Below are 22,083 nucleotides of genomic sequence, written 5' to 3'. Positions count from 1 at the left end.
AACGCGCTGGTGGCGGCGGAATCGCTGGGGCTCGGGACCGTCTATATCGGCGCGCTGCGCAACAAGCCGGAAGAAGTCGCCGCCGAACTGGGACTGCCGCCGCAGGTCTTCGCCGTCTTCGGCTTGGTGGTCGGTCACCCCGATCCGGCCGAGGACGCGCGGGTGAAACCGCGCCTGCCGCAGGACGCCGTGCTGCACCACGAGACCTACGACCTGGACGCGCAGCGGGCCCACGTGGCCGAATACGAAACCCGGATCGCGGAATTCTATGCCGAACAACGGCTTTCGCATTCGTGGACCGAACGCGTGCTGGCCCGGCTGGCCTCCGCGGCGGCGCTCAACGGCAGGCACCGGCTGCGCGAATCGCTGGTCAACCACGGCTTCCGCTTGCACTGACCCGGCTCAGGCCGCGACCTTCTCGGTGAGCAGCTCGAACGAGCGGGCGCGGTCGTCGATGTCGTAGACCAGTGTGTTGATCATCAGCTCGTCGGCCTGCGTGCGGCGCAGCAGGTCCTCCAGCTGTCCGCGCACCGTTTCCGGCGAGCCGAGCAACTGTCCGGCCCTGCGCTGGCGGATGAACGCGCGCTCCTGCTCCGACGGACGGAAGGCGGCCGCTTCCTCCGGCGTGGCCAGCGCCCGGGGCGTGCCGCGCACCAGATTCAGGAAGGCCAGGTCGCGCGGACCGGCCAGGACTTCGGCGCGCTCGTCGGTGTCGGCGCAGATCGCCGCGACCGCGACCATCGCGTGCGGGCGCTCCAGACGCTCCGAAGGCCGGAAGTGCTCACGGTAGAGCGCCAGCGCGGGCTCGGTGTTGTCGGGGGCGATGTGGTGGGCGAAGGCGAACGGGATCCCGAGCAGCGCCGCGACCTGGGCGCTGTAGCCGCTGGAGCCCAGCAGCCAAATCTCCGGTTCCTCGCCCCGCCCCGGCGTCGCGGCGATGCCCCCGGGATCGGAGCCGCGGAAATAACCCAGCAAGGCGGCCAGCTCCTGGGGGAACGACTCCGCCGACAGCCCGTCCGCGGTCCGCCGCAGCGCGCGTGCGGTCGCCTGATCGGTACCAGGCGCGCGTCCGATACCCAGGTCGATCCGTCCTGGGTGCAGCGCGTGCAGGGTGCCGAACTGTTCGGCGACCACGAGCGGCGCGTGGTTGGGCAGCATCACCCCGCCGGAGCCGACCCGGATGGTCGAGGTGGCCGCGGCCAGGTGGGCCAGCAGCACGCTCGGCGCCGAGCTGGCGATGCCGGGCATGTTGTGGTGTTCGGCGACCCAGAACCGGTGGTAGCCCAAAGCCTCGGTGCGCCTGGCCAATTCGGTGGTCGCGTCGAGCCCCTCGCCGACGGTGCGGCCGGACTGCACCGGCGCGAGATCCAGTACGGACAACGGGACGTCGATCATGGGTCTCCTCCACAGTGGCGATCTCCACTGGCAACGTCCCGGGTCCCCGGTGTATTTCGCGGGGCCGGTCAGCCGCGCCCGATCGCACGGAAAACCTCGATCGTCTCCTGCTCGACGATGACGGTGCCGCCTTCTGGCCGCCCCCGCGATCGAGATTCCACCGCGCGTCGTCCTCGGCGCCGATCGGCGCCCTCAGCTCGCGTTCCAGCAGTTCGCTCAGAGGCAGGCCCGCGACCCGCGCGAGTGCCATGCCGAGTAGCTGGGTGTCCACGCTGCGGTACTCGCCCGCGCTGCCCGGCGGGAAGCGCAGGCCCTGGTGGTCGCGGACGAACCCGGCGAGATCCTCGGTGGGTACATCCTGGCGGTGTCGGTCAGCGGCCAGTACTTGTTGTAGTTCTCGTCGACGCCGGAGGCCATGTCCAGCAGATCGCGGGTGGTGACGGCGTCGTACGCCGCCGGTGGTCAGCTCGGGCAGAATCCGCACCAGGCGGTCGTCTTCGCCCCGGCGCGATGGCTTGACCGGTGAGCAGGGAAACCACGGATTTCGCCGGCGCGGGTCGGCCCGGAGCAGACGCGCGCGCGGACGCAGCGGTAGCGTGACCAGATGATCCGGGCCGGACGTGCGATGATCCGTCGTCGTAAGTCCGGCGCACCGATCGTCGCATCGCTGCCCAGCGAAAGGACCGCAGTATGACAGCCTCCGACCGTCACCTCCAGGACGCGGGACCATCGGGTCCGGCGGACAGCGGCGACTCGGAAGGCTACGCCAGGGGTCTGAGCCCGCGCACCATTCAGATGATCGCCATCGGCGGCGCGATCGGCACTGGCCTGTTCTACGGCGCGGGCGGCGCGATCGAACAGGCCGGGCCCAGTCTGATCCTGGCCTACCTCGCGGCGGGCCTGGCCATCTTCGTGATCATGCGGGCGCTCGGCGAACTGCTGACCTACCGGCCGATCTCGGGCAGTTTCGCCGAGTACGCGCACGAGTTCCTCGGCCGCTTCGCCGGTTTCGTCACCGGGTGGTCGTACTGGGCGGTGTGGGTGGCCACCTGCATGGCCGAGATCACCGTGGCGGGCAAGTACGTGGAGTACTGGTTCGACATCGCGCCGTGGATCACGGCACTGGTCGTGCTGGCGGTGATGTTCGGGGCGAACCTGATCTCGGTGCGGCTGTTCGGCGAGGGCGAGTTCTGGTTCTCCACCATCAAGGTGACCGCGATCGTCGGCATGATCCTGCTCGGCATCGGCGTGCTGCTGTTCGGCTTCGGGCACGCGCCGAACCCCACCGTCACCAATCTGTGGGCCGACGGCGGCGTGTTCCCCAATGGCATCGGCCAGTCGCTGCTCGTGTTGCAGATCGTGCTGTTCGCCTATGTCGGCGTGGAGCTGGTCGGCGTCACCGCGGGGGAGGCGCGCGAGCCGCGCAAGACCCTGCGCAAGGCGATCAACACGCTCCCCTTCCGGATCGGCCTGTTCTACGTCGGTGCGCTGGTGGTGATCATGTCGGTGTCCAGCTGGCGCAACTTCCACGCGGGCAAGAGCCCGTTCGTGGAGGTCTTCGAGCTGATCGGCATCCCGGGGGCGGCGGGCATCGTCAACTTCGTGCTGCTCACCGCGGCGCTGTCGTCGTGCAACTCGGGGATCTACTCGACCGGCCGGATGCTGCGCACCTTGTCCCTGCGCGGCGAGGCGCCCGACCGGCTGAACAAACTCAGCGCGAACGCCGTCCCCTACATGGGGATCACCGTGTCGGCCGCGGCGATGGTGATCGGCGTCATCGTCAACATCGTCTCCCCGGACAAGGCCTTCGCCTACATCACCTCGGTGTCGACCATCGGCATCATCTTCGTCTGGGGCGTGATCCTGGTCTGCCACCTGCTCTACCGGGCCAAGGTCGCCCGTGGCGAGCTGCCCGCGAGCGACTACCGGCTGCCCGCCGCGCCTTACACCACCGTGCTCGCGCTGGCGTTCCTCGGCCTGGTGGTCGTGCTGCTGCTGTTCACCGACAGCGGCCGCACGGCGCTCGTCGTCGGCGCGGTGTGGGCGGTGCTGGTGTCGGCCGGGTACTTCGCGCTGCGCAAACTCGCAGGCACCGGCGCGGCGGCGGACGCCGCGCGTACCAGCTGACCGTCGGCGTTAGGCGGCGAAGAAGAGCGCGGCGGCGGCGATCGTCTCCACCACGCCGTAGAACCAGGTGGGATAGAAGGCCGTCCGCTCGTCCAGTACGGCCGACACCACCCGGCCCAGGGCCATGCCCGCCAGTGCCGCGCCGACCGCGACCATGATCCCGCCGCGCAGCGCGGCGAGGTCGGCGGCGGCCACGGCGAGCACGGCCGCCATCGCCAGTCCGAAGCCGCCGTAGACCGCGCGCACCTCGTAGCGAGCGGTGGGTTCGGTGAGCCGGATACCGAAGGGCCGGATCAGAGCGGCGGGCGCGGCCAGCGCGTAGACACCCATGCCCAGGAAGAACACCCCGACTATCACGCATACGGCCTGCGCCACTGCGACCTCCACATTCTCGATCGGTTGGAATGCCCGGCTCTCCGTCACGGCCGGTGCCGAAGGCCTGCGGAAACCCGCTGCTTCGCGGGCTGTGCCGCATGCTCCGGCAGGCTGTCCAGCCTGCACTGGAGTTCATCGACCGACAGTATCGCCGGGACGGGCGCTCCCCAGCCCTGGGCTGCCGCGACCGGGCCGGCGATCAGACGCTCACCGAACGCCGGGGCATCATGGCCGAGGCGGCGAGCATGACGACGGCCATCGCCGTGATCGTGACGAAGACCAGGTGCACCGCCGAGGCCAGCGTGGCGGGCTCCGGGTGATCGGTGTGGCCGACGCGCGAATTCACGATCGCGCCGAACACCGCGACGCCCACCGCGCTGCCGATCGAGCGCGCGAACATGTTGGCCGAGGTGACCACGCCCCGCTCGGTCCATTCGGCGCTGGTCTGCGCGGCGATCAAGGTCGGGGTCGCGACCAGTCCCATCCCGGTGCCGATGACGAAGCAGGACGCGGCGACCTGCCACAGCGCCGAGTGCTGCGTGATGAACAGCGTGCTGGTGGCGCCCAGGGCGGCCAATCCGCTGCCGATCAGGGCGGTAGCGCGGAAACCGAAGCGCAAGTACACTTTTCCGGCTTGCGACGCCGCCAGCGGCCAGCCCAGCGTCAGCGCGCCGACCGTGAGGCCCGCGACCAGCGCCCCGGTGCCGAGCACGCCCTGGGTGAAAGTCGGGACGTAGGACGTCGCGCCCAGCACGACGGCGCCCACCAGCACCGATGCCAAACTGCTCGCGATCACCACGCGCCGGGTGAACACCCACAGCGGCAGGATCGGATTCCGCGCTCCGCGTTCCACCAGTCCGAACAGGATCAGCACGACCGCGCCGCCCACGAAGATCCCGATGCTCGCCGGAGACGACCAAGCCCAGGCCTGACCGCCTTCGAGCAGTCCGAGGATCAACGCGCCCGCGCCGACGGTCAGCAGCGCCGCGCCCAGATAGTCGACGCTCTGCCGCTGCCCGGGAGCGCTCTCGGCGAAATTGCGCACCAGCATCCATCCGGCGAGCGCGGAGAGCGGAAGATTGATCAGGAAGATCCAGCGCCAGCTGACATATTCGGCGAACAGACCGCCCAGCAGCGGGCCCGCCACGCTGGACATGGCCCACACGCTGGCCAGATATCCCTGGACCTTGGCCCGCTCCGACAGCGTGTACAGGTCGCCCGCGATCGTCATCGTCATCGGCTGGATCGCGCCGGCGCCGATGCCCTGGACGGCGCGGAAGACGATCAACCCGAGCATGCTGGTCGCGACGCCGCACAGCAGCGAACCGAGGGCGAACATCGCGATCCCGAACAGGATCACCGGTTTGCGGCCCACGGTGTCGGCGAGCTTGCCGTAGATCGGCACCGTCACCGCCTGCGCGAGCAGGTAGATGGAGAACAACCAGGGGAACTGCGCGAAGCCGCCGAGACTGCCGGTGATGGTGAGCACCGCCGTGGCGATGACCGTCGAGTCGAGCGCGACCAGCGCGGTCGCCAGCATCAGCGACCCGAGAATGGCGCCGCGCTCGGATCGGAATCCCACGGACACCGCTGCGGTCTCGGTCGCCATCCGCGGCCCCTCTCGTTCGCCTGTCTAATCACCTCGAACGACCGTATCCGCTCCCCAGCTATTCCCGCATGGAATTTTTTTCGTGCTCCGAACGGGAAAGGGCTGCTCACCGGGTATTCCGGTGAGCAGCCCTGCTCCGGGTCAGTGCGACAGATCCGCTCCGGTGGGCGGCGGCTCGGCCTCCAGTGCGGCGAGCTCCTCGTCTGTGAGCAACCGCGAGCGGATCAGGAAACGCACGCCTTCGGGCGCCTCCAGGGAGAACCCGCTGCCGCGTCCCGGCACCACGTCGACGGTGAGATGAGTGTGCCGCCAGTAGTCGAACTGGTCGGCGCTCATCCAGAACGGGGTGTCCGCCGCCGGGTACCCGAGCAGCACGTCCGACCCGCCGACCCGGAACTCGCCGCGCGGATAGCACATCGGCGAGCTGCCGTCGCAGCAGCCGCCGGACTGATGGAACATCACCGGACCGTGCTGTTCGATCAGTCGCCGCAGCAGCGCCTGCGCGGGCCCGGTGAACTCGACGCGGTGGACCGGACCGGGCATCAGAAGAATCCGAGCTTGTCCGGCGAGTAGCTGACCAGCAGGTTCTTGGTCTGCTGGTAGTGGTCGAGCATCATGCGGTGGTTCTCGCGTCCGATGCCCGACTTTTTGTAGCCGCCGAAGGCCGCGTGCGCGGGGTAGGCGTGGTAGCAGTTGGTCCACACCCGGCCCGCCTTGATCTGGCGGCCCAAGCGGTAGGCGGTGTTGATGTCGCGGGTCCACACGCCCGCGCCGAGGCCGTAGAGGGTGTCGTTGGCGATCTTCAGCGCCTCGTCGACGGAGTCGAACGTGGTGACCGACACGACGGGCCCGAAGATCTCCTCCTGGAAGATCCGCATGTCGTTGCGGCCGGAGAAGATCGTCGGCTCGACGTAGAAGCCGCCGGGGAACTCGTCGACCTTGCGCGGGCCGCCGCCGGTGAGCACCTCGGCGCCTTCCTGACGGCCGATATCGATGTAGGACAGGATCTTCTCGAACTGGTCGTTGCTGGCCTGCGCGCCGATCATGGTGGCATCGTCGAGCGGATTGCCGCTGACGATGGCCTTGGTGCGTTCGACGCACCGGGCGATGAACTCGTCGTAGATCGAGGAGTGGATCAGCGCGCGGGACGGACAGGTGCACACCTCGCCCTGATTGAGCGCGAACATCACGAAGCCCTCCACGGCCTTGTCCAGGAAGGCGTCGTCGGCGGCCATGACGTCGGGCAGGAAGATGTTGGGGCTCTTGCCGCCCAGCTCGAGCGTCACCGGGATGATGTTCTCGCTGGCGTACTGCATGATCAGCCTGCCGGTGGTGGTCTCGCCGGTGAAGGCGACCTTGGCCACGCGCGGGCTGGCCGCCAGCGGCTTGCCCGCTTCGACGCCGAAGCCGTTGACCACGTTGAGGACTCCGGCCGGCAGCAGATCGGCGATCAGTTCGACGACCTTCAGGATGGAGGCCGGGGTCTGCTCCGCGGGCTTGAGCACCACCGCGTTGCCCGCGGCCAGCGCGGGCGCGAGCTTCCATGCGGCCATGAGGATCGGGAAGTTCCAGGGAATGATCTGCCCGACGACGCCGAGCGGCTCGTGGAAGTGGTAGGCGATGGTGTCGGCGTCGATTTCGCTGATCCCGCCTTCCTGGGCGCGGACCGCTCCGGCGAAGTAGCGGAAGTGATCGACGGCGAGCGGCAGGTCGGCGGCCAGCGTCTCGCGCACCGGTTTGCCGTTCTCCCACGTTTCGGCCACCGCCAGCGCCTCGAGGTTGTCCTCGATCCGGTCGGCGATCTTGTTGAGGATGTTGGCGCGTTCCGTGGCCGACGTCGCGCCCCACGCGTCGGCCGCCCGGTGCGCGGCGTCCAAGGCCAGTTCGATGTCGGCGGCCGAGGACCGCGCGACCTCGCAGAACGTCTGGCCGTCCACCGGGGAGGGATTCTCGAAGTAGCGGCCCTCCACCGGGGCGGTCCACTCACCGCCGATGAAGTTGTCGTAGCGCGTGGCGAATTCGACGACGCTGCCCTCGGTTCCCGGCTTCGCGTAGCTCATGGCGATGACTCCTCGCTGGTTGCGGACGTGATGCGGGTCACTATGCCGCGCGAGGGTTGACGAAACGTTGAGGCGCGCGAGCTCAGTCGCGCAGCGCGCCGTGCAGCCGGGCGGCCGCGAGCGCACGACGGCCGTCGCCGGCGGGAAGCAGGCGCAGCGCGTGTTCGTGGATCTCGATGTCGTGCGGTGCGCGCTCGCCGTAGCGCAGCGCGTGCGCGACGTTTCCGCTGGACAGCACGGCGGTGCGCACGCCGACTTCCAGATACTCGCGCCACTGCACGATGCCCGGCGTGTCCGAGTCCGGCAGCAGGGGACCGCGATACAACTCGACCGCGGTGGCGGTGTCGCCCGCTTCGAGCGCCGCGAGCACGTCCACGGCATCGCAGGACAGTGGGCTCACCAGCCGATAGACCCGGCTGGTGATGTCGCCGCCGGTGGCCCGGCGCAGGTAGGACATCTCCGATTTCAGCGTGCTCGCGCCGACCGGACGGTCGCCGTACACCGCGAAGTGCAGGCGTTCGTGGGTGAAACCCTCGGGCTCGAGCGCCAGCAGCGTCAGGATCTCCAGCTGCCGGGGGCGCAGCCGCACGGGCGCGCCGTCCCGGATCAGGCGGGCGGACCCCAAGCAGGTCAGCCGGACTCCTGGCACGGCCATCCGGTGGTGCAACTTGGTCTCGATGGCGGTGACCAGGGTACGGGCGGTGGACATGGCCAGCGGGTGGGCGCGGTCCCAGGTGGTGGACAGGTCGAGCACGCCGAGCTGGCGACCGTCGGCGGCGCGGATGGGCGCGCAGTAGCAGACCCAGCCGTGCAGGGCGGCGACCAGGTGTTCGGCGGAGAACACGGTGTGCGGCCGTTCGGTGCGCAGCGCCAGCGACAGCGCGTTCGTGCCCATGTGCGCCTCGTCCCATCGGCCGCCCGGCGCGAAGTTCACCTGTTCGGCTCGGCGGCGCATCACCGGGCCGCCGTGCGACCACAGGATGGTGCCGGTCTCGTCGGTGATGGCGGCGACGTAGTCCGCGCCCTCGGTGATGTCGCGCAACTGATCGGTCAGCTCCGAGACCGGTGTGCGCAAAGGCGATTCGGCCCAACGGGCGGTGACGTCGGCTTCGGCGAGTGGCGCGTGCTCGCACGCCGGATCGACGGTGCGCAGCGACCGCAGCCACGATTGCGCCACCTCGCTGCGCAGCGCGGAAGCATCCTGCGGCGTCCCGGCGGGTATCCATCGGGACCACTCTTGTTCCAGTGCAGCGCGCCGCTGCGAGAGGGAACTGCGCTGTGCCATCTCGCCGATCCTGTGTCTTCGCTCCGATCGTCTTCGTGCCATCCCATCATGCCCCAGCGCGCGGCCGGGGCATTTCGTTTCGGCTCCCGGGTCCACGGGGCTGGACGACGGTCGGATCGCCGCATGTGCCTCGGCGAGCGTTGCGAGAGCGCACGCCCAGGGAACCCCGGCGGCCCGACCGGCGATCGGTGTGCGGTCGTCCCGCGACGCCCGCACACCGGACCGGCCGATTACGGCGTGGAGAAACCGATCAGCGCACCGATGCCCGCGCCGATCGGGATGGTGACCAGCGCGCCGACCCCGCCGAGGAAGAAGCCGATCACGGCGCCGATCCCGGCGCCGATGAGAGCGCCGACCCCGGCGTTGTACTGCTTGCGGGCGAGCGTCTCGTCCTCACCGACGAACTGGTTGAGGCGCTCGGTGGTGGCGGGTGAGCCCACCGGCGTCACCGTGAGGGTGCGGCCCGCGTCGCTGATCGCGGGGGCGAGCCCGTGGGTCGCGCCGGAGGCCTGGAATGCCAGGGGGAGGGTCGCGACGACCTGTCCCGTTTCGCTGCGCAGCTCGACCGCCCTGGCGTCGGCCGTCAGTGCGAAGGTGCCCGCGTCGAGGGTGGTGACCACTCCCGTTCCGTCGGCGGCGGGAGCGGAGGTGAAACCGATGCCCTGCTCGACACCGTGCACGCCGACCTGCGCGGGCGCCGTCGGCTGGGCGTGCGCGACGCCGGCCGCAATTCCGGTGGCACCGACCGCGAGCAGGGCGGTTGCGGCGAATCTCTTGACTCTCATCGTATTTCCCCACTTAGTCGTGTCGGCCACGAGTGCCGACGAATCCCCAAGATGCCGGTTTTCGGCCCCACCCATTCTGGCCGCAGTGGTTTCCCGAAGCAATCGTTCTGCGATTTCCGGGGAAAAATCTGCGCGGTGCTCGCGAGGGATATGGGCATGAAATATGCGAAGGCACTGTTTGTTTCGCCGATACAGATCTGCTGGTTGCCGTATGTGTGCTATTGCCCTGCGGCGGAGAAGAATTCGATCCAGCACGTCGAAATCGCGCCGAAAAGCGCAGCAAATGCGACTGTTTCAGTCGCCAGGAAGCGCAGCGTGCTGTCGGGATGCTGGATAGGATGGCGCTCGGGTCCGACACGGCGCCTGCGTTCGGTCGGATCGCGCCCGATGCCTCGGCGCGACTCGCGATCCGGCGGCTGCCGTGGGGTCGCGCCGCTCGTGCCGGACGGTGGAGTGGACGTCGGTGCCGAGATCGCTGCGGAATCCGGCGATCGTTCCGGACCCGGTGTCAGGTGATCCGGGCGCGCACTCGCGGTGCCCGACGCGAGCGCGCGCCCGGGATCACTCGGCGCGACTGTGCGTGATCGTTCTCGGTCAGAAAGCGCTTCCGGTGCCGGGCAGCAGCCACGCGATGCCGGGCCAGGGGGCGAAGGGGCTGCCCCAGTAGCCGAACGGGCTACCCCAGTAACCGTAGCCGCCCCAGCCGCCGTAGCCGCCCCATCCGCCGTAGCCGCCGTGGCCCCACCCGCCATGGCGATGCCAGCCGCCGTGGATCTCTTCGGTCTGACTCGTCTGTGCGGCGGTCGGCTGCGCCACCGCGGGGGCGGCGATCGCGGGCGCGGCGACCGCGGCGACGGGGGTCAGCGCGAGCGTGGCGACCATCGCCACACGGACGAACGCTCGCCGGACGTGTCCGGTCTGGACGTCGTTGATCATCGGTACTTCCTCACTTCGGTACGTGTTCCTCCGGTCGGTGACCGATCCGAAAGGTCATCGACCCAACCTCACCATCGTGCATCGTACCGTTGAACAACGGTACACTCAATGTGGTTCGATCGTGCGAGAATTCGTTGCCCGCCTGTCGGCGCTCGTGCCGGACGGTTCCGCTCGGTACGGTCGGGACAGCGGACACTTCGAGAGGAGTCGACTGATGGCGACCAGCGCCGACGTACTGACCGACGGCTTCGAACGGATCAGGGAGGTTGTGCACGAAGCGGTGGACGGACTCGACGAGGACCTCCTCGCTCAGCGCCTCGATGCGGGCGCCAACTCGATCGCATGGCTGATCTGGCATCTGACCCGCGTGCAGGACGACCACATCGCCGATGGGGCCGGTGTCGAGCAGGTTTGGACGGCTCGAGGCTGGTACGACCGCTTCGGACTGCCCATCGACAAGAGCGCGACCGGTTACGGTGACCGGCCCGCCGACGTGGCCGTGGTGCGAGCGCCCGCGGAGTTGCTCACGGGGTACTACGACGCGGTGCACGAGCAGACGCTGCGCTACGTCCGCGATCTCGCCGACGGCGATCTGGACCGTATCGTCGACACCCGATGGGATCCGCCGGTCACGCTGGGCGTGCGGCTGGTCAGCGTGATCTCGGACGATCTGCAGCATGCGGGCCAAGCGGCGTTTCTGCGCGGCGTGCTGGAACGGACGGGATAACCGGCGACGGGAAGTCGGCGGCGCCCGCGCGGTTCGAGCGTGCCGTAAGTTGATGCCGCGCAAGCCGAATGTTCACAGAGAGTGCCGCCGTGATCGTGAAAACTGTCCTGATCGGCGTCGCCGTCCTCGTTCTCGTCGGGGTCGTCGTGCTCACGGTGGTCGGCGCCCACTGGTACGTCTGGCGGCGACTCGTGCGGGACACGACCACAGCGGCATCGCGCGCACGACGCGTCGGCACCGCCGTCGTGCTGACCGGGCCGTTGCTGCTGCTCGGCACGACCGTGGCGGAGCTGGCGTCCGCTCCGTTCACGCTGATCCGGATCATCGCCTGGCCCGGCTACCTGTGGGGGGCGCTGTTCGTGTACCTGCTGCTGGCGCTCGCGGTCGGTGAGCCGATCCGAGCCTTGGCGCTGCGCTGGTTCGACCGGGGCCGGATGGCACGGGAACCCGAGTCTCCTGCGGAAGTCGGGTCGATATCGGAGTCGCCGGTAAGGGGCGGTGCTGCACCGGACTCCGTGGTGATAGCTGGTCCCGGGCGGGAGTTCTCGGCGGAACCCGGATCTGAGCCGGAGTTTTCGGCTGCAGCTGTGTCTGCGCCGGAGTCGTTGATGGGAGTTGGGTCCGGGCCGGAAGACCCAACAGAAACCGTGTCTGCGTCGGAGTCCGTGGATGGGACCGTGGCCGCGTCGGAGTCGTCGGTGCGAGCCGAGTCAGCGTCGGAGTCCGTTGCTGCGTCCGGGTCCGCGCCGGAATGCATGCCTGCGACCGTGTCTGCATCGGAACCCGTGGCCGCGCCGGAACCCGTGGATGGGACCGTGGCGTCGGAGGCGTCGATGCGAGCAGCGTCGGAGTCCCTGGCTGCGTCCGGGTCCGCGCCGGAACCCGTGGCTGGGGCCGGGTCCGCGCCGGAATCCTCGGCGGAGATCGAGTCCGGGCGGGAATCCTTGCCGGACGCGGCCACTTCTGCCGATTCCCCGCCGCCTCGGGTACCGCGGCGTGTCTTCGTCGCGCGCGTGATGGGCGGCGCCGCTGTCGCCGCCGCCGCGACCACCGTCGGCATCGGCGCCCATGGCGTGCTGAACGGGCCGAGTGTCAAGCGGGTGGCCGTGCCGTTGGCGAAGTTGCCGCGCCGCGCGGACGGGTTCCGTATCGCGGTGGTCAGCGACGTGCATCTCGGCCCGATCCTGGGACGCGGCTTCGCCGAACGCGTGGTGCGCATCGTCAACGACACCAGGCCCGATCTCATCGCGGTCGTCGGCGACCTGGTGGACGGCAGCGTCGAGCATCTCCGCTCGGCCGTCGAGCCGCTGGCCGGGCTGCGGGCCAGGCACGGCGCGTTCTTCGTGACCGGCAACCACGAGTACTTCTCCGGCGCCGAGCAGTGGGTGGAGCACGTCCAGGAACTCGGCATGCACCTGCTCGCGAACGCCCGCACCGAACTGCCCGGCTTCGACCTGGCGGGCGTGAACGACGTGCAGGGCGAGCGAACCGGGCACGGCCCGGATTTCGCCAAGGCGCTCGGCGACCGCGACCGCACGCGCACCGCCGTGCTGCTGGCCCATCAGCCCGTGCTGATCGAGGACGCGGTGGCGCACGGTGTGGATCTACAGCTGTCCGGACACACCCACGGCGGCCAGCTCTGGCCGGGCAATTACCTTGCGGGCCTGGCAAATCCGACCGTCGCCGGACTGGAGCGGTACGGCGACACCCAGCTGTACGTGTCCAGGGGAGCCGGGGCGTGGGGTCCGCCGGTGCGGGTCGGCGCACCGGCGGACATCACCGTCGTGGAACTGGTGTCGCCGCAGGTTTGACCGCGCGATCCGCGGTCAGCCGAACAGGCCGCCCAGCACACCGCCGCTCTGGCCGGCTTCCTGCCCGCCGCCGGTGCCTCCGACGAAACCGCCCGGCGGCAGCTCCGAGGGCTGCACGATGACGAAGCCGCGTCCGGAGAACGACAGCGTCATGCCCTCGCCGGTGCTGCGGCCCATCAGCCTGCCCAGTCCGAACGAGTCGTTGCGCTTGATGCCCGTCTGCAGGCTGGACGACCACGCCACCGCCGCTTGCGGATCGGCGTAGGTCGGCTGGTCGACGTTGAGCACCACCGGCGTGCCGTGCGTGGTGATGGCGATGCGGCCACGGCCGGTGAAGACACAGTTGAACAACCCGGCGTTGCTGGCGAACCCGGCGGCGCCCTGCACCATCCGGATGTCGTAGCGCAGGCCGGAATCGAAGGCGAGCACGTTGGCGCCGTTGATGGTGAGACCGTCGGTGCCGTCCAGGTCGATGGTGTGCACATCGGCAGCGCCGTTGGCCACGAACAGGTCGCCGCGCCCGGACACCTTCATCAGCGGAACACCCTCACCGGTCAGCCGCTGCTGGATCGCCCGGCCGATCCCGCCCGCGCCGAGCGCCTGGAAATGCAGATCGCCCTGGTAGGCGACCATCGATCCGGCACGAGCCATCACCTCGCCGTTGACGGCCACCTTGATCATCTTGCCGCCCTGCTTCTGGATGCCGGCACCGGTGACTTCGGCGTGGCTGGGGGCGAACAGTTCGCTCTGCATCGGCAGCGCTCCTTGCTGAGGTGATGGCATCGGTGGTGGCGGCACCGCGGCGACCGGCGCGGAATAGGCCGGTTGCGGTGGATAGGCGGGCGGAGGCGGAGTCTGGTACGCCGGAGGCGGGGCGGCTCGAGATGCCGGGGGCGGCGCGGGTTGAGAAGCCGGTGGGGGAGCGGGCGCCGAAGGCGGCGGGGCCGGTTCGTCATCGATGTTCACGCCGAAAGCCGTCGCGATTCCGGCCAGGCCGTTGTCGTATCCCTGGCCGACCGCACGCACCTTCCATCCGCCACCGCGGCGGTAGATCTCCACGCACACCACGGCGGTCTCGGTGCTCAACCCGGTCATCGGGAAGGCGAGCGTGCCGGAGGGAGACGCGATGGTCGCGCGCAGCGAGCCCGCGGCGGCGAAGGTGGGCGGACCGCTGCCGTCCAGACTCGCGGTGACCACCACGCGGTCCACGTCGGCGGGCAGCGCGCCGGTCTGGATGTCCACCACGTCGCCCGCGCCCTGACCGTGCCGGTAGGTGACGCCGGGGGCGACCGGTTGATTGAAGAACACGAAATCGGCGTCGGAGCGCACACGCCCCGCCGAGTTCAGCAACAGCGCCGAGACGTCGACGGGAGCCGAGCAGGTGACGGTCACCGTCAGCCGGTCGCCGGGCGCGGGGCGGTTCTCACCGCGGGCGAGATCGGTCACGGCAGGCCGTCCGATCCGCGGCGGCGTCGTCGGGTTGACATGCGATTCACGGGCTCCAGTGTGTCGTGTGCCCGCAACCCGCGCCACAGACGCACCCGAACCGGCCGACCATCAGCTGTTTTCGTCGTCGTGCGGCCCGATCGCCCGAGAGGACTTCCTGATCGCGATCCGAAAGAGCCCGGCCGGGTCCGCCGGGCTCTCCGGGAATCAGAGGACTTCGGCGTACATGGTGCCGTCGAGAATGCCGAACTCGACCTGTCCGGGGAACAGGGGCAGCGCCCCGGTGGCGTGCTTGCTGTGGTTGAGGGCGATGGTTTCGGTGGCCCACCGGTGCAACGGCTCGGGTAGCCGCAGAACCCGGTGATCGGTGCAGCGAACGTAGGGATAGGTGGTCTCGCCGGGCCGGGCGAGCGGATTGTGGATGTCGAGCGCGGCGATGTCCAGGACCAGGCCGGTCTGCTTGGCGGAGGCGACGGTCGGTGGCTGCAGTTCGATGTCGTCCATGACCGCTCACGGTAGCTCGAAGGATGCCCACAGCGGGTGATTCCCGCAGAATGTCCCTCGGATTTCGTCGGAAATGGGGGACGGCGAGGTTCATCGATTCGGGTGAACCCCACCGCTACCACCAGCGATCGCGGCAGGCTTGGGCGTGCCGGTGCCGCGCCGGATGTCCCGGAGCCACCGGGACGATGACGAGCCTAAGCGACGCTGAAGATTCGCGGGGGCGTTTCCGTGAATCGGCGTCGGTCGCCGTCCGGTGGCGACCGGTCGGTAACCGTCGTCGGAATGTCCGGTTCGCGGCAGTTCGGCTTACTATGCCAGCGGCGTGAAACAAGCTGTGCGCGTTGAGTATCCGGCACGGCTACGTGCTGTTCGGCTTACCTCAGGAGGATGGAAGACGTGCTCTATGTTGTCATCGCGGCCATTGTCGTGGCATTGCTGGCCATGTCGGCCGTCGCGATGGTCTGGGACCCCCGCCGTCGTACGGAGTCGGACGAGTACGACTACGAGTACGACATGAACGGGGAGGACGCCATGGTGGACGAGTACGCCCGCTCGCGCGGCGTCGAATGGCCGCGCAAGGAGAGCGTCTGATCGGCGGAAACGGCCGCCGGACCGGCGGTGGCGACCGTGGCGCCCAGTCGAGTGCGACTGGGCGCCATTCTTTTTCCGTGGCGCTGTGCCCTGAGGGTGTCAATCCACGGTGAAGTCGCGCCACGACGCGTGCAAACCCTGCCCGCGCAGCGACGTGCTGCGCCCGTCTTCGATCGGATGCAGGGTGATGATGCCGAAACCGATCTGCACCGTCTCCGGCAGCTGCGCCGCACGCGTGGTGTACACCGGGACATCGTCGACGTACCAGCCCGCGGTGCCCGCCGCGCGGTCGATGGTGACGGCGAAGCGGTGGAACTCGCCGGGTTTGATGTCGACTCCGGCCAGCGGCGCGTGCACCACGTGGGTGAACGCCTCGTCGGCGGGGACGACGCCGGGCACGAACAGCCGCTCGTGGATGGCGTACGCGTGCCTGCTGGTCGCGATGAGGTCGAAGACCTGGGCGCTGCTCATGTCGAGGACGTTGAACGCGGCGAAGCCGTCCCGGTAGTCCTCGCCGGTGACGCCGATGTTCTCCGACGCCATCTCCACCGCGAAGGTCCGCGCTCCGCCGGTGAGGTCGAACGTTTCGGTCGACACCAGCAGATGCTTCGGGTTGTCCAGGATCTGGACCTCGGCGTGGGAGCGGGTGAAGGCGTCGATCCGGACCGATACGGCGCCGGCGCCGACCTCGGTGCGGGCGGCCGGGTCGGCGTAGCGCCAGTTCTGCTCCGGGCTCAGCGGCACTTCCAGGAAACGCCACCGGTCAGCGCTGAGATCCGGCCCGTTCAGGTCGTCGTAGGTCATCGCGGGAGTTACCTTTCCACCGAATGGTTCTGGCCTGATAGGTCGTCGTCCTCGGCCGCCCGGCGGCGCAGGGGGGTCACCACCCCGTTCGACGATCCGGACTTGTAGCCGACGCCGCCGAGCAGCAGGCGTTCCTCGGTCAGCCGCGGCCGCAGCGCGGGACCCATCGGCCACCAGTCGTCGAGCTCGACCAGACCGGGCTCGATCAGGTCCAGATCGCCGAAGTAGGAGGCGATCTGCTCCCGGGTGCGGTACCAGCCGGAGCCGAGGCCCATCTCGGTGAAACGCCGTTGCAGTTCGATGGCCATCTCGTGCGCCTCGCCGCCGTCGGCGGGATCGTAGAAATGCGTGATCGCGACGTAGGAGCCCGCGGGCAGCGCATCGATGTACCGGCGCATGATCCCCGCGGGATCGAGATCGTCGTCGACGTGGTGCAGGATGCCGCACAGGATCAGGGCCAGCGGGCGGGTGAGGTCGAGGTGCTGGGTGACCTCGGAGTGCGCGAGCAAGGTTTCCGGCGCGGTCAGATCCGCGGGCACGAAATGCGTGAACTCGTTGCGCTCGAGCAGCACCCGGCCGTGGATGTTGCACACCGGATCGTTGTCGACGTACACCACGCGCGCCGTGGGATTCTGCTGCTGGGCGATCTCGTGCGTGTTGCCGACGGTCGGCAGACCCGCGCCGATGTCGAGGAATTGCTCGATGCCCGCGGCGCCGGCCAGATAGCGCACCACGCGGTGCAGCCAGCGGCGATTCATCCGGGCCACATCGCTCTGCCGCGGCGCGACTTCGGCGACTTTGTCGCGCACGAACCGGTCGACTTCGTAGTTGTCCTTGCCACCGAGGGTGGCGTCGTAGACGCGGGCGATGCTCGCGCGGGTCGTGTCCACGCCTACCGGCGCGCGGACACCGGTCTGGGGAGCGGGATCGGACATGGAGACCTCTCTCTAGTTTCCGTCGCCTGGCTCACCAGCCTAGGGACCGCCGATTCGGCGAGCAATCCGAGCGGATGCGTTCGGCCGGTGGTGTTTTCGGGAACCGATGGTGGACGAGAACGGCTCGGTTCGCGGCTCCTTCCGTCACAGATGTCATGCCGGGCTCCGCGGTAGGGACGTGGCTCGAACGCCGGTGCGCCTGCCGGTCCGTCTCGCCGAAGGGCAGCCGCACACCCGTGCGATGCGGGTGTCTCCGGGGCCGGACCCGCTGCGCGGAGTCGATCCCTCGGCCGGCGTCATGGCGCTCCTCCTCCGCGTGGCCACCGTCGGGGGCGACTCTACGCACAGCCGCCCCGGCGCGCGCGGGAATCCGGCTTCGATATCACCTTGGCGCTCTTGTGAATCACGGCGTTCGAACCCGATTCGCAGGTACACGCTTGCGTCGGGGACGGTCCCGGGGCCCGGCCGAGTAGGATCTTCGACCGACGTTCCGACAGCAGTGATGGTGGAGGCACTACGCCCCGCGGTCTAACCCCCGATCGACCGGAGGCAAGCATGACCAACGACGAGGACAGTGGTGACAACGCCGAATTCCCTGGGGCGGAACGTGGTCCGACGGTTCTGCGGATCGCGCTCGGCAGCCGGTTGCGTCAGCTGCGCGAGGGATGCGGGATCAGCAGGGAGGCCGCGGGCGACGCCATCCGCGGCTCGCACGCCAAGATCAGCAGGCTGGAACTGGGCCGGACCGGGTTCAAGGAACGCGATCTGCACGACCTGCTGAACCTCTACGGCGTTGTCGACCCCGCTGAACGCGAAACGTACTTCGAACTGGCTCGGCGGGCCAACGACCCGGGGTGGTGGCAGCACTACAGCGATCTGCTCCCGGCGTGGTTCGAGACCTATATCGGCCTGGAACAGGCCGCCACCACGATCCGGACCTACGAAGCGCAGTTCGTCCCCGGGCTGCTGCAGACCGCCGACTACGCGCGCGCGGTGATCCAGCTGGGCAACAGCGACGAGACCGAACGCCGCGTCGCCATTCGCATGCGCCGCCAGCAGATCCTTTACCGGGCCGCCGCGCCCACGCTCTGGGCGGTCATCGACGAGAACGCGCTGCGCAGGCCGGTCGGCGGCGTGGAGGTGCTGCGCGAGCAGATCGAGCATCTGGTCACGATGGCCGAGCGTCCCAGTATCCGGATCCAGGTGCTGCCGTACGCGGCGGGCGGGCACTCCGCGGCGGGCGGCCCGTTCAGCATCCTTCGTTTCCCGGAGCCCGAGCTGCCCGACATCGTCTACACCGAGCAGCTCACCAGCTCCTTGTATTTCGACAAGCAGCGCGATGTGGAGCTGTACATGTCGGTCATGAACCGGATCAGCGTGGAGGCGCTGTCCCCGGCCGACAGCGTGCGTTTCCTGCGCGAGCTGCTCACCGAGACGCACTCGGACGAATAGGACTTCGGGCCGCCCCGGCCGAGTGTGGTGTCCGCGCCCGTGTAGGGCGCGGTCGCGCCTGCGGGGAGTTTGCCGAGCGGGTCGTCGTCGACCGGGAGAGCGTCGTGGCGTCGTATCGATGGTAGGTGCGGCGCGCCGCGCTCGAAAACCGATCGGTCGGCTCGATCCGGGCGCCGCGCGGTGGCGGGCGAAGGCGCCGAACCGAATCCGCGCTCCGTGCCGTGAAAAGCGTTGTCCTCGATGAGAACTCGGCAAAACGCTGCCCGAAGATATAACAGTTTCATATCGCGATCGGGTGGGCGATGCTCGTTCGTTATCAATTTTTCCGCGTTCACCTCGATTTTCGAGGTTTTCGATGCCGGTGGCGCCCATGCACATGCACACGCGCATGTACGTACCAATGGACGATCACCGATGCGACGCGGCCGCGGTGATGTGGCAGTATCCCTGTCGAGGTCGGGGTCTGAGGATCGACTCGGGCACTGGCTGGTTCGCCCGCCGCGGCCCCAACGCCAGTTGGGGCCGCTGGCGGAGCCGTCGCGGACCGCCCTCGATGTCCGGATTGCCGAGAGTTCACCGACGATCCGGATCGGCTTCAGAGGGCGATCGCCTAGGGCGCCCAGGTGATCCGGCCGCCCTCGAAATCCTGGGCCTTCCCGTTCTCGAAGTCGTACTCGTCACTGGTGGGGTAGCCGTACCGTCCCGCTTCGCCCGCCGCGGCCTCCCAGGTGTCCCGGATGGACCCCCAGACGACGTGGGCGCCGGTGCGCGGGGACCAATAGATGGCCCCGCCGCCGAACAGGTTGTAGCGGCCGTTGCCCGCGCGGGCGTTGGATTCGTCCGTGATGGGGAACCCGAGCGGACTGCTCTCCCAGCCGTAGGCGCCCCACTTGTCGCGGATCACGCCGCCTATCTGATGCGCGGCGGTGCCGATCGACCAGTAGATGGAACCGTTCTGGAAGACGCTGTAGCTGCCCGGCTTCGACGGCGTCGCCGCTTCGCGCGTCACGGGGTAGCCGAGCGCTCCGCCCTCGTAACCGAGGTTGCCCCATTTGTCGCGGATGGCCCCGCCGACTTGGTGGGCGCCGGTGTCGGGGTGCCAATAGATGGACGAGCCGCGCTCGAACGCCTGGTATCGACCACCGCGGGCGGCGAAGTCCTCCGGCGTGACCGGGTCGCCGAAGAACGCGGGCCCACCGGCCTCGTCGTATTCGGCTTCGATCGCCCCGCCGACGTCGTAGGGGCCGATCGGACGCGCTGCCGCATCGGGTGCGATGCCCGCGAGCAGGATGCCGAGCGCGGCGACGATGGCGAGCGCGCCGCGGGTGAGTGAGCGATTCGGGCGACGGTGCCGTGCCAAAGGGAACTCCTGTGCATCTCGGGTGGGTGCGGGATGGAGCTGAAGCTGCTTTCGGTCGGCGTGCGGAGATCAAAGTACCTCGCCGGATCGCGATGCGGAGCGATACGGGTCAGTCCGATGGCCTGGTGTCGTACCGCGCGGTGGTGCGGCCATCCAACTCGTCCCCGGCTCCGAACAAACTGGCGGTGCTGCCGTGCCCACGGGAGCGCCTTCTCGGATACGGCGCCGCCGGGGCTCGGTGCTCGCACCTCGGCCCGGCGGCGTCACGAACGAGACATGCTGCCGCGCAGACCCAGTCGTGCGCCGTCAGCGCAGGACGTGCGCCGCCTCCGCGGCGATGGCGGCGGCGACCGCGCCGAGGGCGGGGGAGTCGAGACGCCACTGCTGCCAGTACAGCGGGACGTCGATGACCACACCGGGATCGATCGAGACCAAGCGGTCGTCGTCGGTCTGCAGGTCGGGGAGCATGCCCCAGCCGAGCCCGAGCCGGACCGCCGTGGCGAACGCGGTGGAGGACGGCACGTAGTGGCGCGGTGGATCGAGCGGTGTGCGAGAGCGTCTGCGCAGGAGGCGATCCTGCAGGTCGTCCTTGCGGTCGAACAGCACCACCGGAGCGGCGGCGTAGGACTTCGCGGTCGCGCCGTCGGCGAACCAGGTGGCGGCGAAATCCGGGCTCGCCATCGGCCGGTAGCGCATCGCTCCCAGCCGAGTGGCCGTACAGCCCTGCACCGGCTGGGCGGTCGAGGTGATCGCCGCCATCACGGTGCCGTCGCGCAACAGTCGCGTGGTGTGTTCCTCGTCCTCCCGGTGGATTTCGAAGTACACGCCGCGCGGGGCGCGGGCGAGGGCGGGCAGCACCCAGGTCTCCAGTGAGTCGGCGTTGACCGCGATCGGCAGCCGGATCGGGCCCTCGGAGGGTTCGCCGCCGAGTTCGCGCGCGGTGTCGCCGGTCAGCAACTGGATCTGCTTGGCCAATCGCAGGACGGCCAGCCCGGATTCGGTGGCGCGCACCGGCTTCGTGCGCTGCACGAGAATCCGGCCCGCCGCATCCTCCAGCGCCTTGATCCGCTGACTGATCGCCGACGGTGTGACGCTCAACCGCCGCGCCGCGGCGTCGAAGGTCCCCTCGGTGATCACGGCGTCGAGGGCGCGCAACTGGTCGAGCTGGAGATCCACATTAAGACAGACTAATGATAGGTAAGAATCTTTAGTTTGCCTGGGGGTGATCCGCGGCCATAACGTCGCTGGACGTGAGCGTTTCCTCGGCGGTGGTGGCGACCGCGTCCGGTTTGGGCTTCGGCCTGTCGTTGATCGTGGCGATCGGCGCGCAGAACGCGTTCGTGCTGCGGCAAGGGATCAGCGGCAGGCACGTGCTCGCGGTGGTGGCGGTGTGCGCGGTATCCGACATCGTGCTGATCGCGGCTGGGGTCGGCGGCTTCGGCGCGGTCGTCCAGGCGGCTCCCGTGGTGCTCGTGGTGGCGCGCTATGCCGGGGCGGCGTTCCTGATCGGCTACGCGGCGCTGGCGGCGCGGCGGGCGTTCGGCTCCGCCGCGCTGAGCGCCGAATCCGGGCGGGCCACCGCGGCGCTCGGCGCGACGGTGGTCACCGCCCTGGCGCTGACTTGGCTCAACCCCCACGTCTACCTGGACACCGTGGTGTTGCTCGGCTCCTTCGCCTGCACCTACGCCAGCCCGGATCGCTGGTTCCTCGGCGCGGGGGCGATGCTGGCCAGCGTGCTGTGGTTCACCGCGCTCGGCTTCGGCGCGCGCCTGCTCGGCCCGCTGTTCGCCCGCCCGCGCGCGTGGCGCGTGCTGGATGCGGTGATCGCGGCGGTGCTGCTCGGCCTCGGGCTCGGGCTGTTGTGCACCGGATGAGGCGCGA

22 protein-coding genes are annotated in these 22,083 nt (G+C 69.3%); 8 read left to right on the top strand and 14 right to left on the bottom strand.

Annotation, left to right across the window (positions count from 1 at the left end):
* A partial coding sequence (locus NB3_RS22390; protein ID WP_174553230.1) for a nitroreductase family protein occupies positions 1 to 396 on the top strand: 396 nt, incomplete at its 5' end.
* A 6-nt stretch (positions 397 to 402) separates the two neighbouring features.
* Here the strand turns inward: NB3_RS22390 and NB3_RS22385 are convergent.
* Positions 403 to 1,395 (bottom strand): LLM class flavin-dependent oxidoreductase, encoded by a 993-nt coding sequence (locus NB3_RS22385; RefSeq protein ID WP_067806849.1) that lies wholly within the window; start codon positions 1,393 to 1,395, stop codon positions 403 to 405.
* A gap of 690 nt (positions 1,396 to 2,085) precedes the next feature.
* On the opposite strand from NB3_RS22385, the gene NB3_RS22380 reads away from it, so the two are divergent.
* Positions 2,086 to 3,522, top strand: coding sequence for an amino acid permease (locus tag NB3_RS22380; protein ID WP_067806847.1), 1,437 nt, complete (start codon positions 2,086 to 2,088; stop codon positions 3,520 to 3,522).
* Positions 3,523 to 3,531: 9 nt separating this feature from the next.
* Here the strand turns inward: NB3_RS22380 and NB3_RS22375 are convergent, their stop codons facing one another.
* From NB3_RS22375 to NB3_RS22350, 6 genes are all read right to left on the bottom strand, one after another.
* On the bottom strand, positions 3,532 to 3,897 hold the full coding sequence (locus tag NB3_RS22375; protein WP_084823574.1) for a DUF4345 family protein: 366 nt from the start codon (positions 3,895 to 3,897) through the stop codon (positions 3,532 to 3,534).
* A gap of 199 nt (positions 3,898 to 4,096) precedes the next feature.
* Entirely contained in the window at positions 4,097 to 5,506 is a 1,410-nt protein-coding gene (locus NB3_RS22370) for an MFS transporter (RefSeq protein WP_067806843.1), read from the bottom strand.
* A 141-nt stretch (positions 5,507 to 5,647) separates the two neighbouring features.
* Positions 5,648 to 6,049: a DUF779 domain-containing protein gene (locus tag NB3_RS22365; protein ID WP_067806838.1), complete on the bottom strand. Its 402-nt coding sequence runs from the start codon at positions 6,047 to 6,049 to the stop codon at positions 5,648 to 5,650.
* Positions 6,049 to 7,566 (bottom strand): aldehyde dehydrogenase, encoded by a 1,518-nt coding sequence (adh, locus tag NB3_RS22360; RefSeq protein ID WP_067806835.1) that lies wholly within the window; start codon positions 7,564 to 7,566, stop codon positions 6,049 to 6,051. Before adh ends, NB3_RS22365 begins: the two co-directional genes overlap by 1 nt.
* An 82-nt stretch (positions 7,567 to 7,648) precedes the next feature.
* The gene (locus tag NB3_RS22355) at positions 7,649 to 8,851 is read right to left on the bottom strand and encodes a helix-turn-helix domain-containing protein (protein WP_174553229.1); all 1,203 of its coding nucleotides are present in this window, start codon (positions 8,849 to 8,851) and stop codon (positions 7,649 to 7,651) included.
* A gap of 230 nt (positions 8,852 to 9,081) precedes the next feature.
* Positions 9,082 to 9,636 (bottom strand): DUF8020 domain-containing protein, encoded by a 555-nt coding sequence (locus NB3_RS22350; protein WP_067806832.1) that lies wholly within the window; start codon positions 9,634 to 9,636, stop codon positions 9,082 to 9,084.
* A 51-nt stretch (positions 9,637 to 9,687) separates the two neighbouring features.
* Here NB3_RS22350 and NB3_RS35230 point away from each other — a divergent pair, with 51 nt between their 5' ends.
* Complete coding sequence (locus NB3_RS35230; RefSeq protein WP_157111949.1) at positions 9,688 to 10,152, top strand: hypothetical protein; 465 nt, start codon at positions 9,688 to 9,690, stop codon at positions 10,150 to 10,152.
* A gap of 78 nt (positions 10,153 to 10,230) precedes the next feature.
* Here the strand turns inward: NB3_RS35230 and NB3_RS22345 are convergent, their stop codons facing one another.
* Positions 10,231 to 10,572, bottom strand: a complete 342-nt coding sequence (locus NB3_RS22345) for a hypothetical protein (RefSeq protein WP_067806829.1) — start codon at positions 10,570 to 10,572, stop codon at positions 10,231 to 10,233.
* 214 nt (positions 10,573 to 10,786) lie between these two features.
* On the opposite strand from NB3_RS22345, the gene NB3_RS22340 reads away from it, so the two are divergent.
* Together NB3_RS22340 and NB3_RS36340 are read left to right on the top strand one after the other, a co-directional pair.
* Complete coding sequence (locus NB3_RS22340) at positions 10,787 to 11,299, top strand: mycothiol transferase (RefSeq protein WP_067806861.1); 513 nt, start codon at positions 10,787 to 10,789, stop codon at positions 11,297 to 11,299.
* An 89-nt stretch (positions 11,300 to 11,388) separates the two neighbouring features.
* Positions 11,389 to 13,110 (top strand): metallophosphoesterase, encoded by a 1,722-nt coding sequence (locus tag NB3_RS36340; protein WP_244892030.1) that lies wholly within the window; start codon positions 11,389 to 11,391, stop codon positions 13,108 to 13,110.
* Positions 13,111 to 13,125: 15 nt separating this feature from the next.
* On the opposite strand, the gene NB3_RS22330 is transcribed toward NB3_RS36340, so the two are convergent.
* Together NB3_RS22330 and NB3_RS22325 are read right to left on the bottom strand one after the other, a co-directional pair.
* Positions 13,126 to 14,556, bottom strand: coding sequence for an AIM24 family protein (locus tag NB3_RS22330; RefSeq protein WP_067806826.1), 1,431 nt, complete (start codon positions 14,554 to 14,556; stop codon positions 13,126 to 13,128).
* 207 nt (positions 14,557 to 14,763) lie between these two features.
* The gene (locus NB3_RS22325) at positions 14,764 to 15,060 is read right to left on the bottom strand and encodes a hypothetical protein (protein ID WP_067806823.1); all 297 of its coding nucleotides are present in this window, start codon (positions 15,058 to 15,060) and stop codon (positions 14,764 to 14,766) included.
* Positions 15,061 to 15,456: 396 nt separating this feature from the next.
* On the opposite strand from NB3_RS22325, the gene NB3_RS22320 reads away from it, so the two are divergent.
* Positions 15,457 to 15,651 (top strand): hypothetical protein, encoded by a 195-nt coding sequence (locus tag NB3_RS22320; protein WP_157111948.1) that lies wholly within the window; start codon positions 15,457 to 15,459, stop codon positions 15,649 to 15,651.
* 99 nt (positions 15,652 to 15,750) lie between these two features.
* Here the strand turns inward: NB3_RS22320 and NB3_RS22315 are convergent, their stop codons facing one another.
* Both NB3_RS22315 and NB3_RS22310 read right to left on the bottom strand, forming a co-directional pair.
* Positions 15,751 to 16,455 carry a DUF6081 family protein gene (locus NB3_RS22315; protein ID WP_067806818.1) on the bottom strand — a complete coding sequence of 235 codons (705 nt, stop codon included), beginning with the start codon at positions 16,453 to 16,455 and terminating at the stop codon, positions 15,751 to 15,753.
* Positions 16,456 to 16,463: 8 nt separating this feature from the next.
* Positions 16,464 to 17,390 carry an SAM-dependent methyltransferase gene (locus NB3_RS22310; RefSeq protein WP_084823571.1) on the bottom strand — a complete coding sequence of 309 codons (927 nt, stop codon included), beginning with the start codon at positions 17,388 to 17,390 and terminating at the stop codon, positions 16,464 to 16,466.
* A gap of 555 nt (positions 17,391 to 17,945) precedes the next feature.
* Here NB3_RS22310 and NB3_RS22305 point away from each other — a divergent pair.
* Positions 17,946 to 18,842 carry a Sco1979 family transcriptional regulator gene (locus NB3_RS22305; protein WP_067806812.1) on the top strand — a complete coding sequence of 299 codons (897 nt, stop codon included), beginning with the start codon at positions 17,946 to 17,948 and terminating at the stop codon, positions 18,840 to 18,842.
* Positions 18,843 to 19,452: 610 nt separating this feature from the next.
* On the opposite strand, the gene NB3_RS22300 is transcribed toward NB3_RS22305, so the two are convergent.
* Together NB3_RS22300 and NB3_RS22295 are read right to left on the bottom strand one after the other, a co-directional pair.
* The gene (locus NB3_RS22300) at positions 19,453 to 20,202 is read right to left on the bottom strand and encodes an LGFP repeat-containing protein (protein WP_371855926.1); all 750 of its coding nucleotides are present in this window, start codon (positions 20,200 to 20,202) and stop codon (positions 19,453 to 19,455) included.
* A gap of 306 nt (positions 20,203 to 20,508) precedes the next feature.
* A complete protein-coding gene (locus NB3_RS22295) occupies positions 20,509 to 21,378 on the bottom strand; it encodes a LysR family transcriptional regulator ArgP (protein WP_067806810.1) in 870 nt (289 codons plus the stop codon).
* 74 nt (positions 21,379 to 21,452) lie between these two features.
* On the opposite strand from NB3_RS22295, the gene NB3_RS22290 reads away from it, so the two are divergent.
* The gene (locus tag NB3_RS22290; protein WP_244892029.1) at positions 21,453 to 22,076 is read left to right on the top strand and encodes a LysE/ArgO family amino acid transporter; all 624 of its coding nucleotides are present in this window, start codon (positions 21,453 to 21,455) and stop codon (positions 22,074 to 22,076) included.
* Positions 22,077 to 22,083: the final 7 nt, after the last annotated feature.

It is taken from the genome of Nocardia beijingensis NBRC 16342, assembly GCF_001612785.1.
Taxonomy (GTDB): Bacteria; Actinomycetota; Actinomycetes; order Mycobacteriales; family Mycobacteriaceae; genus Nocardia; species Nocardia beijingensis.
Note: the sequence above shows the minus strand (reverse complement) of the source record. Positions and strands in the feature narration are given on the sequence as shown.